General features: G+C 69.2%; 12 protein-coding genes and 1 pseudogene. 1 reads left to right on the forward strand and 12 read right to left on the reverse strand.

What is annotated here, in order from left to right:
• Window positions 1–18 precede the first annotated feature (18 nt).
• From gyrB to mutM, 12 genes and pseudogenes are all read right to left on the reverse strand, one after another.
• The gene (gene gyrB / locus ASG17_RS01890) at window positions 19–2,463 is read right to left on the reverse strand and encodes a DNA topoisomerase (ATP-hydrolyzing) subunit B (protein WP_056098418.1); all 2,445 of its coding nucleotides are present in this window, start codon (window positions 2,461–2,463) and stop codon (window positions 19–21) included.
• A gap of 149 nt (window positions 2,464–2,612) precedes the next feature.
• The gene (gene recF, locus ASG17_RS01895; RefSeq protein ID WP_056098985.1) at window positions 2,613–3,800 is read right to left on the reverse strand and encodes a DNA replication/repair protein RecF; all 1,188 of its coding nucleotides are present in this window, start codon (window positions 3,798–3,800) and stop codon (window positions 2,613–2,615) included.
• A gap of 126 nt (window positions 3,801–3,926) precedes the next feature.
• Window positions 3,927–4,127: pseudogene (locus tag ASG17_RS15615) on the reverse strand (GIY-YIG nuclease family protein); the annotation flags it as partial.
• A gap of 143 nt (window positions 4,128–4,270) precedes the next feature.
• Window positions 4,271–4,798, reverse strand: coding sequence for a hypothetical protein (locus ASG17_RS01900; RefSeq protein WP_156367700.1), 528 nt, complete (start codon window positions 4,796–4,798; stop codon window positions 4,271–4,273).
• Window positions 4,795–5,913, reverse strand: coding sequence for a DNA polymerase III subunit beta (dnaN, locus tag ASG17_RS01905; protein ID WP_056098422.1), 1,119 nt, complete (start codon window positions 5,911–5,913; stop codon window positions 4,795–4,797). The genes ASG17_RS01900 and dnaN overlap by 4 nt, the downstream gene beginning before the upstream one ends.
• 234 nt (window positions 5,914–6,147) lie before the next feature.
• The gene (gene dnaA / locus ASG17_RS01910) at window positions 6,148–7,623 is read right to left on the reverse strand and encodes a chromosomal replication initiator protein DnaA (protein ID WP_056098424.1); all 1,476 of its coding nucleotides are present in this window, start codon (window positions 7,621–7,623) and stop codon (window positions 6,148–6,150) included.
• A gap of 436 nt (window positions 7,624–8,059) precedes the next feature.
• A complete protein-coding gene (gene rpsT / locus ASG17_RS01915) occupies window positions 8,060–8,329 on the reverse strand; it encodes a 30S ribosomal protein S20 (RefSeq protein ID WP_056098425.1) in 270 nt (89 codons plus the stop codon).
• A 192-nt stretch (window positions 8,330–8,521) separates the two neighbouring features.
• On the reverse strand, window positions 8,522–9,310 hold the full coding sequence (locus ASG17_RS01920) for an enoyl-CoA hydratase-related protein (protein WP_056098427.1): 789 nt from the start codon (window positions 9,308–9,310) through the stop codon (window positions 8,522–8,524).
• Window positions 9,311–9,370: 60 nt separating this feature from the next.
• Complete coding sequence (locus ASG17_RS01925) at window positions 9,371–9,970, reverse strand: hypothetical protein (RefSeq protein ID WP_056098429.1); 600 nt, start codon at window positions 9,968–9,970, stop codon at window positions 9,371–9,373.
• A gap of 240 nt (window positions 9,971–10,210) precedes the next feature.
• Entirely contained in the window at window positions 10,211–10,654 is a 444-nt protein-coding gene (locus ASG17_RS01930; protein ID WP_056098431.1) for a hypothetical protein, read from the reverse strand.
• Window positions 10,651–11,202 (reverse strand): DUF1697 domain-containing protein, encoded by a 552-nt coding sequence (locus ASG17_RS01935; RefSeq protein WP_056098433.1) that lies wholly within the window; start codon window positions 11,200–11,202, stop codon window positions 10,651–10,653. The genes ASG17_RS01930 and ASG17_RS01935 overlap by 4 nt, the downstream gene beginning before the upstream one ends.
• The gene (gene mutM / locus ASG17_RS01940; protein WP_056098435.1) at window positions 11,199–12,062 is read right to left on the reverse strand and encodes a bifunctional DNA-formamidopyrimidine glycosylase/DNA-(apurinic or apyrimidinic site) lyase; all 864 of its coding nucleotides are present in this window, start codon (window positions 12,060–12,062) and stop codon (window positions 11,199–11,201) included. The genes ASG17_RS01935 and mutM overlap by 4 nt, the downstream gene beginning before the upstream one ends.
• A gap of 89 nt (window positions 12,063–12,151) precedes the next feature.
• Here mutM and ASG17_RS01945 point away from each other — a divergent pair, with 89 nt between their 5' ends.
• A complete protein-coding gene (locus tag ASG17_RS01945) occupies window positions 12,152–14,209 on the forward strand; it encodes an OPT family oligopeptide transporter (protein WP_056098437.1) in 2,058 nt (685 codons plus the stop codon).
• Window positions 14,210–14,222 lie beyond the last annotated feature (13 nt).

The raw sequence follows: 14,222 nt of genomic DNA on the forward strand, positions 1-14,222 counted from the left end.
GAAGGGGAGGGAGAAGCGTCAGACGTCCACCGCGGCGTCCAGGGCGTTTTCCTGGATGAACTCGCGGCGCGGTTCGACCACGTCGCCCATCAGCTTGGCGAACAGGTCGTCGGCCTCGGCCAGGTCCTCGACCTTCACCTTCAGCAGGGTGCGGGCGTTGACGTCCAGCGTGGTCTCCCACAGCTGTTCGGGGTTCATCTCGCCCAAGCCCTTGTAGCGCTGGATGGCGATGCCCTTCTTGCCGGCCTCGAGCACGGCGCCCAGCAGGTCCAGCGGACCGCGAATGGTCGTGGCCTTGTCCTTGCGGCGGTAGATCGAGTTCTGGTCGTAGACGCCCTCGAACCCTTGCGCGCGCTCGGCCAGACGGCGGGCGTCCAGCGAGCGGATCAGGGTCTCTTCCAGCACGATCGTCTCCTGCACCGCGCGGCGGGTGCGGGTGAAGACCACGGCGCCCTGCAGGCCCGGCTCGCCGGTCCAGGGGCCGTCGCCGTCCTCGGCGAAGCGGTTCAGGCGCTCGGCGGCGGCCGGGGCCGTGGCGGCAGGATCGCCCTCCGGGTCTAACAGGCCGGCCAGGGCCGACTGCTCGATGGCGAAGGCGGGCGCGCGCTGGCTGAGACGATCGACGCCGGCCTTGAAGGCCTTGGCCTCGCGCACCAGCGACTGCAGGTCCAGCCCGGTGCGGCGCTCGCCGCCCGGCAGGTCCAGCTCGGCCTCGGCAGAGCCTTCCTCGATCAGATAGGCGTCCATGTCCGCCTGGTCCTTGAGGTACCGGCTCTGCTTGCCCTTGGCGACTTTGTAGAGCGGCGGCTGGGCGATGTAGATGTGCCCGCGCTCGATCAGCTCCGGCATCTGACGGTAGAAGAAGGTCAGCAGCAGGGTGCGGATGTGGGCGCCGTCGACGTCGGCGTCGGCCATCAGAATGATCTTGTGATACCGCAGCTTGTCGGCGTTGAAGTCGTCGCGAATGCCGGCGCCCAGGGCCAGGATCAGGGTGCCGATCAGTTCCGACGACAGCATGCGGTCGAAGCGGGCGCGCTCCACGTTCAGGATCTTGCCGCGCAGGGGCAGGACCGCCTGGTTCTCGCGGTTGCGGGCCTGTTTGGCCGAGCCGCCGGCGCTGTCGCCCTCGACGATGAACAGTTCGGACTTGGCCGGGTCGCGTTCCTGACAGTCGGCCAGCTTGCCGGGCAGGGAGCTGATCTCCAGCGCCGATTTGCGGCGGGTCAGGTCGCGCGCCTTGCGGGCGGCCTCGCGAGCCGACGCCGCCTCGATGATCTTGGACACGATCAGCTTGGCTTCGACCGGGTGTTCCTCGAACCAGGTCGACAGGCCCTCGGTGCACAGGCCCTCGACGGCGGGGCGCACTTCGGAAGAGACCAGCTTGTCCTTGGTCTGGGAGCTGAACTTGGGATCCGGCACCTTGACCGACAGGACGCAGGTCAGGCCCTCGCGGGCGTCCTCGCCGGACGGGGCGACCTTTTCCTTCTTCAGGGCGCCCGAGCTTTCCATATAGGCGCTCATCACGCGGGTCAGGCTGGCGCGGAAGGCCGACAGGTGGGTGCCCCCGTCGCGCTGGGGGATGTTGTTGGTGAAGCACAACATCGTCTCGTGGTAGCTGTCGTTCCACCACAGGGCGAGGTCGATCTCGATGTTGTCCTTCTTGCCGCGAATGACGATCACGTCCTTCAGGATCGGCGTCTTGGACTTGTCCAGGTGACGCACGAAGGCTTCGACGCCGCCCTCGTAGTGCAGCAGGATGTCGATGGGCTCGGCCCGGTGATCCTGCAGCTTGATGACGACGCCCGAGTTCAGGAAGGCCAGCTCTCGCAGGCGGTGCTCCAGCGTCTTCAGGTCGAAGTCGATGTGGCTGAATGTGGTGACCGACGGATAGAAGGTGACCTCGGTGCCGCTGAGCGGCTGGCCGGTGTCCTCGCGGATGGGGGCGTCGCCGGTGACCCGCAGGCTCTCGACCGTGTCGCCGCGCTCGAACTTCATCTCGTGACGCTGGCCGTTGCGGTAGATGACCAGCCGCAGCCAGTCCGACAGGGCGTTGACGACCGAGACGCCGACGCCGTGCAGGCCGCCCGAGACCTTGTAGGAGTTCTGGTCGAACTTACCGCCGGCGTGCAGCTGGGTCATGATGACCTCGGCCGCCGAGACGCCTTCCTCGGCGTGGATGTCGGTAGGAATGCCGCGGCCGTTGTCGGTAACGGTGACCGAGCCGTCCGCGTTCAGGATGACCTGGACCAGATCGGCGTGACCGGCCAGCGCCTCGTCGATGGCGTTGTCCACCACCTCATAGACCATGTGGTGCAGGCCCGAACCGTCGTCGGTGTCGCCGATATACATGCCAGGCCGCTTGCGCACCGCGTCCAGGCCCTTGAGAACCTTGATGGATTCGGCGCCGTACGCCGCCTCTGCGGCGGTGTCTTCATTGCGGCCGGCGTCGGTGGGATCGGTCATTCGGTCATCCGGTGGCGCGGGCGTCGTGGGGGTCTGAAACGGCCGACCCGGCCCGCTGGAAAGCGCGTGAGGAAACCGTCCGATTCAGGCGGATTCGACGCTGCGTTTATATAGGAATTCGCGGACGAAAAGCGAGGGAAAGGGCCGCGCTAACCCTCGGTCGCCAGCGCACCGCCCTCCACGCGGACGAAGGCAGCGCGGCCCTTCAGGTCATCGAACAGGTCGGCTTCGGTGCCGGTCATGAAGGCCTGCAGATCCAGGGCGACGATCTCGTCGAACAGGGCGGCTCTGCGGTGGGCGTCCAGGTGGGCGGGGGCCTCGTCGAGCAGGAGGATGGGCGGGGCGCCGCCCTCGACCTTCAGGCGTCCGACCTGGGCCAGGATCAGGTTGAGGACCAGCGCCTTCTGCTCGCCGGAGGAGCCTTCGGCGGCGGGGCGATTCTTCTGGCGGTGCAGGGCGGTCAGGTCGGTGCGGTGCGGCCCGAACAGGGAACGGCCGGCGGCGCCGTCGCGGGGGCGGGCGCGCAGGAAGCCGTCGCGCAGGGCGGCGGCGACGGCGGTCTCGTCCGCGCCATCGGCGGCCTGGGCTTCGGCGGCGCCGTCCAGGCCGAGGTCGGCCTGGGGGAAGGGGCGGTCGGTGCGGGCGTCGATGCCGGCCTGGAGCGAGGCCAGCGCCGCGACGCGAGCCATGACGGCGCGGGCGCCGCTCTCGGCCAGGCGCTGCTCCAGGGTGTCCAGCCACAGGGCGTCGGCGGCGGCGCCGGTTTCAGCCGCGTCGGTCAGCAGGCGCAGGCGTTCGCGCAGGGCCTTTTCATAGACGGCGACCGAGGTGGCATGGCCGGGGTCGGCGGCGAAGACCAGCCGGTCGAAGAACTTCAGCCGCTCGGCCCGCGCGTCCGAGAACAGCCGGTCCTGCTCGGGCGTGGCCCAGACGGGGCGCAGGAAGTCCAGGAACCGGCCGGAAGAGGCGGTCTCGCCGTCGATGCGGACGATGCGCCGGGCCGATCCGGGCGACTGGACGCCGGTGCCCAGACGCACCTCGCCTTCGTCGCCTTCCAGCGTCAGGGCGACGGCCCAGGCCCGCCCGCCGGCCTCGCCCGGCTCACGCCGCCCCATCTCCGGCGCCGAGGCGCCGCGCAGCCCCTTGCCCGGCGTGAACAGACTGAGCGCCTCCAGCACATTGGTCTTGCCCGCGCCATTGGGGCCGTGAAGCACGACCGGGCCGGGACCGACGTCCAGCCGTGCGGCGGCGTAGGAGCGGAAGTCGGTGAGGGCGAGGGTGGTGATCACGGGGTCCGATGTCCTTGCCGTGACCGCGCCACGTTCCACTCCGCTCATCCCGGCGGAAGCCGGGATCCAGTCCTTAGCGTGAACGCCGTCGGGCGCCAGCAGGGCGTCGTACAGATCGACCCACCCCGGATTGGTCTTCTCGATCAACTCCAGCCGCCAGACGCGCGGCCACTCCTTGATCCGGCGTTCGCGCGTGAAGGCGGCCTCACGCGTTTCATGCCACTCGAACCAGACGAGCTTGGCGATGCTGTACTTCGCCGTATGGCCGCGCCGGAGCTTGGTCTTGTGCTCCCAGACGCGCCGGATCAGGTCGTCGGAGGAGCCGGTGTAGATGGAGCCGTTTCGGTCACTGGCGACGATGTAGGTGGCGAACAAACCCTACCTCCCGCTCATCCCGGCGGAAGCCGGGATCCAGTCCTTGGCCACGGCAGGCCGTTGGTTGGATATCCCTGACAGCTTCGTCTGCGATGCTCCATCACCCAAAGCACTGGATCCCGGCTTCCGCCGGGATGAACGGATCAGGTTATGGCCTGTCGGCTCGGGTCGGAATCCACCGCGCTTTGGCGATAGCCTTCAAGCAGATCCAACAGGCGATGCGGCTTGCTCCATTGGTTCGACACCCATCCATCGCAGCCGGCTGGCCTGAAGATGCTCGACCAAACAGGCCTCTGACGACCCTTCGCCCCCTCCGTCAGGCGATAGCCGATAATCCACGTTGAGTGCTTACGGACCACCACGAACTCGGCCACATCCTCCCATCGCACAAGCGGATTTTTCCGGGCGCCGAGATGCTCGAAGCCGTCCCGACTGACGACAAGGCGCGTGGGATTGAACAGCTCGCGCAGGCTTAGGATGAAGCCGCCGCTTGCGGCCAGGGTGCAGAAGCAGCCCACGAAGAAGGCATGCTCGTGGGAGAACCGCCGGGTCGCCGGGGCGCCCATGGCGAGTATCCACCAGCCCATCGCGAACAAAGCCGCCAGCCCGAACAACAAGACGACGGCCTTCCAACGATGAAGCCGCCAGACCTCGACCGGTGTCTCAATCACACCCTCAGCGGCATCAGCACGTACTGCACGCCCGGGTCGCCCGGGTCGAGGACCAGCGTGGGGCTGGCGGGGTCGGCGAATTTGAAGCTGGCGGTTTCGCCGGTGATCTGGCCGGCGACGTCGAGCAGGTAGCGGGCGTTGAAGCCGATTTCGAAGGGTTCGTCGGAATAGCCGATCTCGACCTCCTCGACGCCCTGGCCGGCTTCCATGTTGCGCACGGTCAGGGTGACGCGGTCGTTCTCGAAGGCCAGTTTCACCGAGCGGCTCTTCTCGGCCGAGATGGTGGCGACGCGGTCGACGGCCGAGGCGAAGACGGTGTTGTCGATATCGGCGGTCTTGTCGTTGCCCTTGGGGATGACGCGCAGATAGTCGGGGAAGGCGCCGTCGATGACCTTGGACGTCAGGCTGGCGTTCCCGAGCTCGAAGCGGATCTTTTGCGGGCTGACCATTAGCTGGACCGCGCCGGGGGCGTCGTCCAGCAGGCGGCGGACCTGATCGACCGTCTTGCGCGGGACGATGACGCCGGGGCTGCCGGCCGCGCCGTCGGGGGCGGGGGTCTCGGCCAGGGCCAGGCGGTGGCCGTCGGTGGCGACGGCGCGCAGCAGCGGCACGCCCTGTTCGGCGACGGTGTGGAAGTAGAGGCCGTTCAGATAGTAGCGCGTCTCCTCCGTCGAGACGGCGAAGCGGGTCTTGTCGATCAGCCGGGCCAGGTCGTCCTTGGCCATGGTGAACTGAGAACCGGAGGCCTCGGTCGACATGACGGGGAAGTCGCCGGCCGGCAGGACCGGCAGATTGAAGCGCGAGCGGCCGGCCGAGACGGTCAGGCGCGGATCGTCGCCGTTGTAGGTCAGCGAGACCTCGGCGCCGTCGGGCAGCTTGCGGACGATTTCGTACAGGGTGTGGGCGGGCGCGGTGATCTGGCCCTCGACGTTCACCTGGGCCTCGGCCTCGTCGACCATCTCCATGTCCAGGTCGGTCGCCGCGAAGCTCAGCCGGTCGCGGCCGGCGGACAGCAGGACGTTGGACAGGATGGGAATGGTGTTGCGGCGCTCGACCACGCTCTGGACGTGCCCGAGGGCCTTCAGGAGCGCGGAACGTTCGATGGTCAGCTGCATGTCGTCTCGGCCCGTGCGGCGACTCGATACCCCGGCCGCCAGATAAGGGGCTTGGACACTAGCGGATTGGTGCGGTGGAGCAACGGCCCTCTCCCTCCCCTTTATGGGGAGGGACGATCGCGCAGCGATCCGGGTGGGGAAAAGCCTGGGGATTGAGGGCGGTGGATGCCCTTTCGGGCCCCACCCCGCCGCCTTTCGGCGTCTTCCCTCCCCATGAAGGGGAGGGAGAAGGCCTCAGCCCCGCAGCTTGCGGGTCAGGGCCTCGACGTCACGGGCGATCTGGTCGTCCTGGGCCATCAGCTCCTCGATCTTGCGGACCCCGTGCAGGACGGTGGTGTGGTCGCGCCCGCCGAAGCGGCGGCCGATGTCGGGGTAGGAGCGGGTGGTGTGCTGCTTGCACAGCCACATGGCGATCTGACGCGGGCGGGCGACGGTGCGGGTGCGGCGCTCGCTGAGCAGGTCGGCCTGTTTCAGGCTGAAGTGTTCGGCGACGGTCTTCTGGATCTCGTCGACCGTGATGCGGCGCTCGGGACCGCCGCGCAGGGCGGCGCCCAGCAGGGCCTGGCACTCCTCGACGGTCAGGCTCTCCAGCCGGGCCGCGGCGGCGGCGGCCAGGGTGTTCACGGCGCCCTCCAGCTCGCGCATCGAGCCGGGGGTGCGATCGACCAGGTGCTCCAGCACCTCGGGGCGGCAGGCGCCCGAGATGACGCCCAGCCTGGCCAGGGCCTTGAGGCGGTTCTGGGCGACGGCGATCTTCAGCGCGCGGTCGGCCGGTTCGACCGGGCAGGTCAGGCCCGAGGCCAGATGGCTGCGCAGGCGCGGCTCGACCTCGGACATCGCCATCGGCGGCCGGTCGGCCGACAGGACGATGCGTTTGCCGTCGCCGATCAGGGCGGTCAGGGTGGAGAGCAGCTCTTCCTGGGTCGAGGCCTTGCCGCCCACGAACTGGACGTCGTCCAGCAGCAGCATGTCGGCCGAGCGCAGGCTGTCCTTGAAGGCGGCGGTCGAGCGGTCCTGCATCGCCTTGACGAAGGTCGACAGGAAGCGTTCGGCGGTCAGATAGACGACCTTGGCGTCGGGGCGCAGGCGCTGCGCCTCCCAGGCGATGGCGTTCAGCAGGTGGGTCTTGCCGTAGCCATAGGGGCCGCAGAAGACGATGGGGTTGAAGTGGCCGTCGGCCCAGCTGGCCGCCTGGCGGGCGATGGCCAGGGCGAAGGCGTTGCCCTGACCCTCGACGAAGCTGTCGAAGGTCAGGCGGTCCTGCAGGCCGGCGGCGCGCACGGCGCGGGCGCCGTCGGCGACCGGGGCCACGGTGGCGGCCGGGACGCGGGCGAAGGCCTGGGCGGACGGCGTGTCGTCGGCGAGGACGCTCAAGCCCGCGCTCTGGGCTCCGCCCTGGGCCGCCAGGGACGCCGAGGTCGGGGTCGACCCCATCTCGGCCCGGCAGCGCACGTCCAGCCGGCGGTTCAGGCCGTCCAGGCCGAGCCACAGCTCATTCATGCGGCGAAGGGCGTTCTTGCGGACCCAGTCGCGGGCATAGGCGGTCGGGGTGACCAGGATCAGCTGGCCGGCGCCGTCGGCGCGCACGGCCGAGGGGGCGATGTAGGAGCTGAAGGGGCCGTCGCCGATCTCGGTCCGCAGGCGGCCCGCCGCCTCGGTCCAGATCCGATCCGGATCCGTCAGTCGCGCCATCGCCGCCCCTCCGTTCATGGTTCCACCCTTGATCCAGCACCAACCCGTTCAACCCCCGCCGCGGCCGGATCGGAGACGACTTCTCCTGTCCCGAAAAGCGGATGCTTTACGGGCGGGGTCGCCTTCGCAATCTGACAACACGCGTCGACCTGGAACCCTGTCCCCGGCCGTCTTCATCCGTGGTGGGATGGAAGAGCGTTGAGGCCCAAACTTACGCCCGGCCAAGGCACCGTCAACGATGATTCGCGAGCCGATTCGTAACTAAATCTGTTGACTCCCGTAAGCGCCCACCCGGCCTCGAAAAATGGCGACTTCGCGTCCCGGGCGAGCGCCGTTTTTCGGTTTTCACTTGTCGGAGGAATGCAAAACGGCGTGGGAGCGGATGCCCCCACGCCGTTGAAATCATTTGCCTATTGGATGACGGAGCGATGACGACCGCTCTGTGTCCGGTAGTTTACGCTGCCGCCAGTTTCTTCAGCTGGGCGGCCAGGCGCGACACCTTGCGCGAGCCCGTGTTCTTGTGAACCACGCCCTTGGATACGGCGCGCATCAGCTCGGATTGCGCGGTCACGAAAGCCGCCTTGGCGGCGTCGGCGTCGCCGCCGGTGACCGCTTCCTGGAACTTGCGCAGATAGGTGCGGACGCGCGTGCGGCGCGCCTTGTTCACTTCCGTACGGGCGGCGATCTTGCGGATCGCCTTCCGGGCGCCGGCGTTGTTGGCCATCAGTCAAACCTTCGGAACGAAAGACGCCGCAGACAGCCCGTCCACGGCGCATAAATCTCAAGAGCGGCGGCGTATAGCGGAAGGCGGCGGGAGAGGCAAGGCGAGAGTCCAGGGGAGTGATGAGTGGCGATCCATGAGGGACTGCCGTCATCCTCGGACTTGATCCGAGGACGACGGATTTTGAAGGTTAGCCTACTTCCCCTTGAAGCTCGGCTTCCGCTTTTCGACGAAGGCGGCCATGCCTTCCTTCTGGTCCTCGAAGGCGAAGAGGCTGTGGAACAGGCGGCGTTCGAACTGGACGCCCTGGGTGAGTGTGGTCTCCAGGGCCGTGTTGACCATCTCCTTGTTGGCCATGACGGCCAGGGGGGACTGGGCGGCGATCCTGGCGGCGATGGCGCGGGCTTCGTCCATCAGGGTCTCGTGGGGGAAGACGCGGGAGGCGAGGCCGGAGCGTTCGGCCTCGGCGGCGTCCATCATGCGGCCGGTCAGGACCATGTCCATCGCCTTGGACTTGCCGACCAGGCGGGTCAGGCGCTGGGACCCGCCGATGCCGGGGGCGACGCCCAGGTTGATCTCGGGCTGGCCGAACTTCGCCTTCTCACTGGCCAGGATGAAGTCGCACAACATGGCCAGCTCGCAGCCGCCGCCCAGCGCGAAGCCGTTGACCGCCGCGATGATCGGCTTGCGGAAGCGGACGATGCGGTCGTGGCCCAGGGCGAAGAAGTTGCCCGTATACATCTGGGCGTAGGTCTGGTCGGCCATCTCCTTGATGTCGGCGCCGGCGGCGAAGGCCTTGTCGCCCGCGCCGGTCAGGATCAGGCAGCGGACCGTGTCGTCATGCTCGACGGCGTCGAGGAAGGCGGCCAGATCGGCGAACAGGGCCGAGTTGAGCGCGTTCAGGGCCTCGGGCCGGTTCAGGGTGACCACCGCGTAGCCGTCGGCGTGCCGCTCGATCGCGAGGGTGGAATAGGCGTCGGTCATGGGGCGCTCCTGAAGCTCGGTTGGGGCTTACCAAGCGGGGGGCGGGGGCGAAAGGCGGGTTCAGCCGCTCAGTCTGCGGCGTCGTCGGCGCTCGGCGCGGTTCAGGCCGGGTTCGTCGGGGTCGAGGGCGTTTTTCGACTCCACTTCGTTCGCCTGGTCGCGGGTCCGCCGGGCGGCAAGTTGGGCGTCGACGATGTCGATCTCGGTCTGGACGCGCTGCATGACGGCGACGGTGGCGGCGCTGCGGCCGCGGGCGGCCTCGGTCGCCTGGCGCAGATCGGCCATGGAGCGGCGGTCGCCCTCGCGCATGTCGGCCCGCTCGCCCGCCAGCAGCATGGCGTGGATCCGCATCCAGCGCAGGGCGTCGGTCGAGCGGCCGGCGTCCAGCGCCGCATCGACCCGGCGCCAGGCCTTGTCGATGGCCTGTTCGCGCGAAGCGACGGGGGCGTCGGGGTCCAGCGCGTCGTCCACCGGATCCGGCGCGGGCTGATCGGCGCGGCGCCAACCCTCGCGCTGGGCGCGGGCCCAGAAGGCGGAGAGGCCCAGGTCGTGGCGGCGACAGACCTCCTGGGCGGTGAAGCCGATCAGATAGTCTTCGCGGGCGTCGTTCCAGACGCTGTCCGGGCGGATGCGGCGGGGCGTGGGGGCCATGTCGGTCATGGCGCCGGTGCTAGCGCGCGGGTGCGTCGGAAACGGACGGGGGGCGAGGGCTTAGGGGCCTTCTCTTTCGTCATCCCCCGACTTGATCGGGGGACAAGGCGGCGCCGCAGCGAAGCGGAGGCGATCTTTCATCAGGCAGCGTGCTTGACAGGTTCGCGCTCTCGCGCGCCGCCCTGTCCCCCGGTCTCCGCTGCGCTGCGCCGGAGGATGACGAAAGAAAGATAGCGGCTCTCCACCCCCTCACCGCCTCGGCAGCAGGGCCAGGGTGAAGGCGGCGCGGGTCAGTTCGGTGGCGACGACCATGAAGAGCAGGATGTTGGCGGCCAGGGCCTGGCCGCGCGCGCCGGCCAGGTCGAGGCTCCAGCCGAACAGGGAAGCCAGCGCGAGGATGGCGGCGGCCGACAGCATCATGAAGACCAGCAGCATCAGGGCGACGTGGCTGGCCTGGAGGGCGGACTGCAGGGTGGGGCCTTCGTCCAGCACGCAGTGGCGGCGGCGGAAGAGCCAGCCGATCAGGCCGGTGACCACGACCTCGGCCAGGACGACGACCACCAGGGCGCCGAGGAACCAGAGGGCCAGGTCGCCTGCCTCGCCCCGCCGCAGGCTGAGCACGACATGGCCGAAATAGGCGCCCCAGACGGCCAGGCCGACGATCAGGCTGATCCAGAGGTGGGTGCGTCTCATGCTTCGATCTCCAGCCCGACCATGGCGGCCAGCTTCAGGACGGTGTTCCAGTTGCGGCCGGTGACCACGCCGGGGCCCACGGGGCGTTCGGCCATCCTGGAGCCGCCCATGCCATTCGAGAACCAGAAGACGACCGCGCCGCCGCCGGCGCTGACCGCCTCGACCCGTTCGCCGTCTACGGCATAGGCGCGGATCGCGTCGATGGCGGCGGGCGGGACGGGATCGCGGGTCAGCAGGAGCAGGACGCGCGACGGGGCGTCCGCGGCCTCGGCCGCGAAGGGGTTGGCCTGGATCAGGGCGCGCCATTGCTCGGGCGTGCGCACGATGGCGGCGATGCGGCGGCCGAAGCGCGCCTCGAACGCATCCTCGACAGCGGACTCCAGATCGGCTGGATCGCGATCGCTTTCGACCACCAGATTGCCGCTGGCCAGAAGGGTGCGCGGGTTCTTCAGGCCCATCGCCTCGGCCATCGCGCGCTGCTCGGTCACCGGCGCGCGGACGCCGCCGGTGTTCATGCCGCGGAACAGGATGATGCGGTGGTCGGTCATCGTCGCTGACAGCTCGGGCAGTAGAAAGTGGAGCGTCCGCCCTGGACGATGCGTCTGACGACGCCGGTGCATCCCTCGCCGCGGCAGGGTTCGCCCTCGCGGCCGTAGACGTCGAAGCGGTGCTGGAAATAGCCCTGGCCGCCCTCGGCGTTGGCGAAGTCGCGCAGGGTGGAGCCGCCGGCCTCGATGGCGTCGTTCAGGACGTCGCGGATGACGCCGGTAAGTCGCTCGAGGCGCGAGCGGGAGACGGCGCCGGCGGCGATCAGGGGTGAGATGCGGGCGCGGTAGAGGGCCTCGCAGACGTAGATGTTGCCCAGGCCGGCGACGATGCGCTGGTCCAGCAGGCTGACCTTCACGTTCTGCTTCCGGCCCGCGAAGCCGTCGATCAGGGTCTGGGCCGAGAAGGCGTTGCCGAGGGGTTCGGGGCCCAGGCCCTTGAACCAGGGGTGGTCGTCGAGGGCGGCGGTGTCGATCAGGCCCATGAAGCCGAAGCGGCGGGCGTCGGCGAAGCCGATGCGGGTGGCGGCGCCGTCGCGCAGGGCGCACAGGCTCACGTGCTCATGCTTTCCGGCGATCGGGGCGGGCTCCTCGAACTCGCCCAGCAGGGTTCCGTCCAGGGTGAAGCGGCCGGTCATGCCCAGGTGCGTCACCCAGGTCTCGCCTGTCGACAGCGGCATCAGGAGGTATTTTGCGCGGCGATCCACGCGCTCGACGACCGCGCCGCTGAGACGGTGGGCGAAGCGATCGGGGAAGAGGAAGCGCAGGTCCGGCCGGTTCTGGCGCACATGGGTCAGGCGGGCGCCGGTCAGGACGGGCTGGAGGCCACGCCGGACGGTCTCGACCTCGGGAAGTTCGGGCATGGGGACGGTTTAAAGCGCCCGAGGCGATGGCACTAGCGCCGCCTCCCGTTTCGGGATTAGGTCCGCGTCTTAACCAGGACGCCCGTGCCATGACCGACGCCGTTTCGCCGCCGCCCGCCAGGAAGCGGGTGGAGCTGACCCTTCGGGCGCTGGTGCTGGGGTGCATTCTGGCGGTCGTGTTCACGGCGGCGAACACCTATCTGGGCCTGCTGGTCGGCCTGACCTTCGCCTCGGCCATTCCGGCGGCGGTCATCTCCATGGCGCTGCTGCGGGCGTTCAAGGATTCGACCATCTGGGAGAATATGACCGTCCAGACCGTGGCCTCGGTGGGCGGCGGCATCTCGTCGATCATCTTCGTCCTGCCGGGTCTGGTGATGATCGGCTGGTGGATGGAGTTCCCGTTCTGGCAGTCGGTGGCGATCTGCATCTTCGGCGGCATCCTGGGCGTGACCTTCTCGATCCCGCTGCGCCGGGCGCTGGTGGTCAACTCGGACCTGCCCTACCCCGAAGGCGTGGCGGCGGCCGAGGTGCTGCGCGTCGGATCGCGCGGGGCCGAACAGACCGAAAGCGCGGTGCGCGAGAACAAGTCCGGCCTGTGGGTCGTGGTCTGGGGCTCGGTGATCTCGGCGGCCTATGCGCTGTTCGTGTCGGGCCGGGCGTTCGCCGGCGAGGCGGCGCGGTTCGTCAAGCTGCCGGCCGCGCTGGGCGGCGGGGCGACGGGCCTGGGCTTCGGCATGCAGTTCGCCCTGCTGGGCGCCGGGCATCTGATCGGGCTGACCGTGGGTCTGGCCCAGCTGTTCGGCCTGTTGCTGGCGTGGCTGATCGCCGTGCCGATCCTGACCAGCCCCGACACGGTCGCCTGGCTGACCAGCCACGGCATTCCCTCCATCGCCGCAGGCCTGCCGGCCGGGACCGGCGCGGAAGAGCTGGCCACGACCGTGTGGCGCAACGAGGTGCGGTTCATGGGCGCCGGCGTCATCGGCGTGGCGGCGATCTGGACCCTGATCAAGCTGGCCGGGCCGCTGGTTGGCGGCCTGACCTCGGCCCTGGCGGCCCAGGCCAAGCGCAACTCGGGCGAGGTTCTGGACCGGACCGAACAGGACATCCCGATCTCGATCGTCGGCGGCATCTCGGTCGTCTGTCTGGTCGGTATCGCGGGGCTGCTGGTGTGGTTCGCCCAGTCGGCGCCGGCCCTGGCCGCCTCGACGCCCGTCCTGCTGATCGGGGGGCTCGTCTATGTGGTGGTGATCGGTTTCGCGGTCTCGGCCATCTGCGGCTACATGGCCGGGCTGATCGGATCGTCCAACAGTCCCGTGTCGGGCGTCGGCATCCTGGCCATCGTCATCGCCTCGCTGCTGATGCTGGGGGTCATGGCCGTGGCGGGCGTGCCGGCCGATCCGTCGGTGATCGCCTTCGCCCTGATCGTCACGGCGGTGGTCTTCGCCATCGCCATCGCCGCCAACGACAACCTGCAGGACCTGAAGACCGGCCAGTTGGTCGGTGCGACGCCGTGGCGTCAGCAGGCGGCCCTGATCGTCGGCTGCGTGGCCGGGGCGCTGGTCATTCCGCTGGTGCTGAACCTGCTGAACAAGGCGTTCGGCTTCGAGGGCGGCCCGCCGGCCATCGTCGAGGGCGCCCAGACGCTGGCGGCGCCCCAAGCGACCCTGATCTCCGCCCTGGCCAAGGGCGTCATCGGCGGCGACCTGCGCTGGGACCTGATCGGCGTCGGCGCCGTGATCGGCGTGGCTATCATCATCCTTGACGCGGTGCTGTCCACGGTGACCAAGGGCAAGGTGAAGTGCCCGCCCCTGGCCGTCGGCATCGGCTTCTATCTGCCGGCCGCCGTGACCGCGACCCTGGTGATCGGCGCCGTCGCTGGCTGGCTGTACGAGCGGTCGGTGCGCTCGACCCGCTATGCCGAGGTCGCCAAGCGGATGGGCGTCCTGCTGGCCTCGGGCTTGATCGTGGGCGAGAGCCTGTTCGGCGTCATCACCGCCGGGGTGATCGTGGCGACGCGCAACGACAATCCGTTCGGCATGATTCCCGAGGGCATGGCGTGGCCGGCGATGCTGGTCGGGCTGGTGGCGTTTGTGGTGTTGAGCGTCGGGCTGTACGCCTGGGTGCGGGGACGGGCGGCGAATGTGTAGGGGCGGGGCTTCC

The sequence above is a fragment of the Brevundimonas sp. Leaf363 genome (assembly GCF_001424025.1).
GTDB lineage: Bacteria > Pseudomonadota > Alphaproteobacteria > Caulobacterales > Caulobacteraceae > Brevundimonas.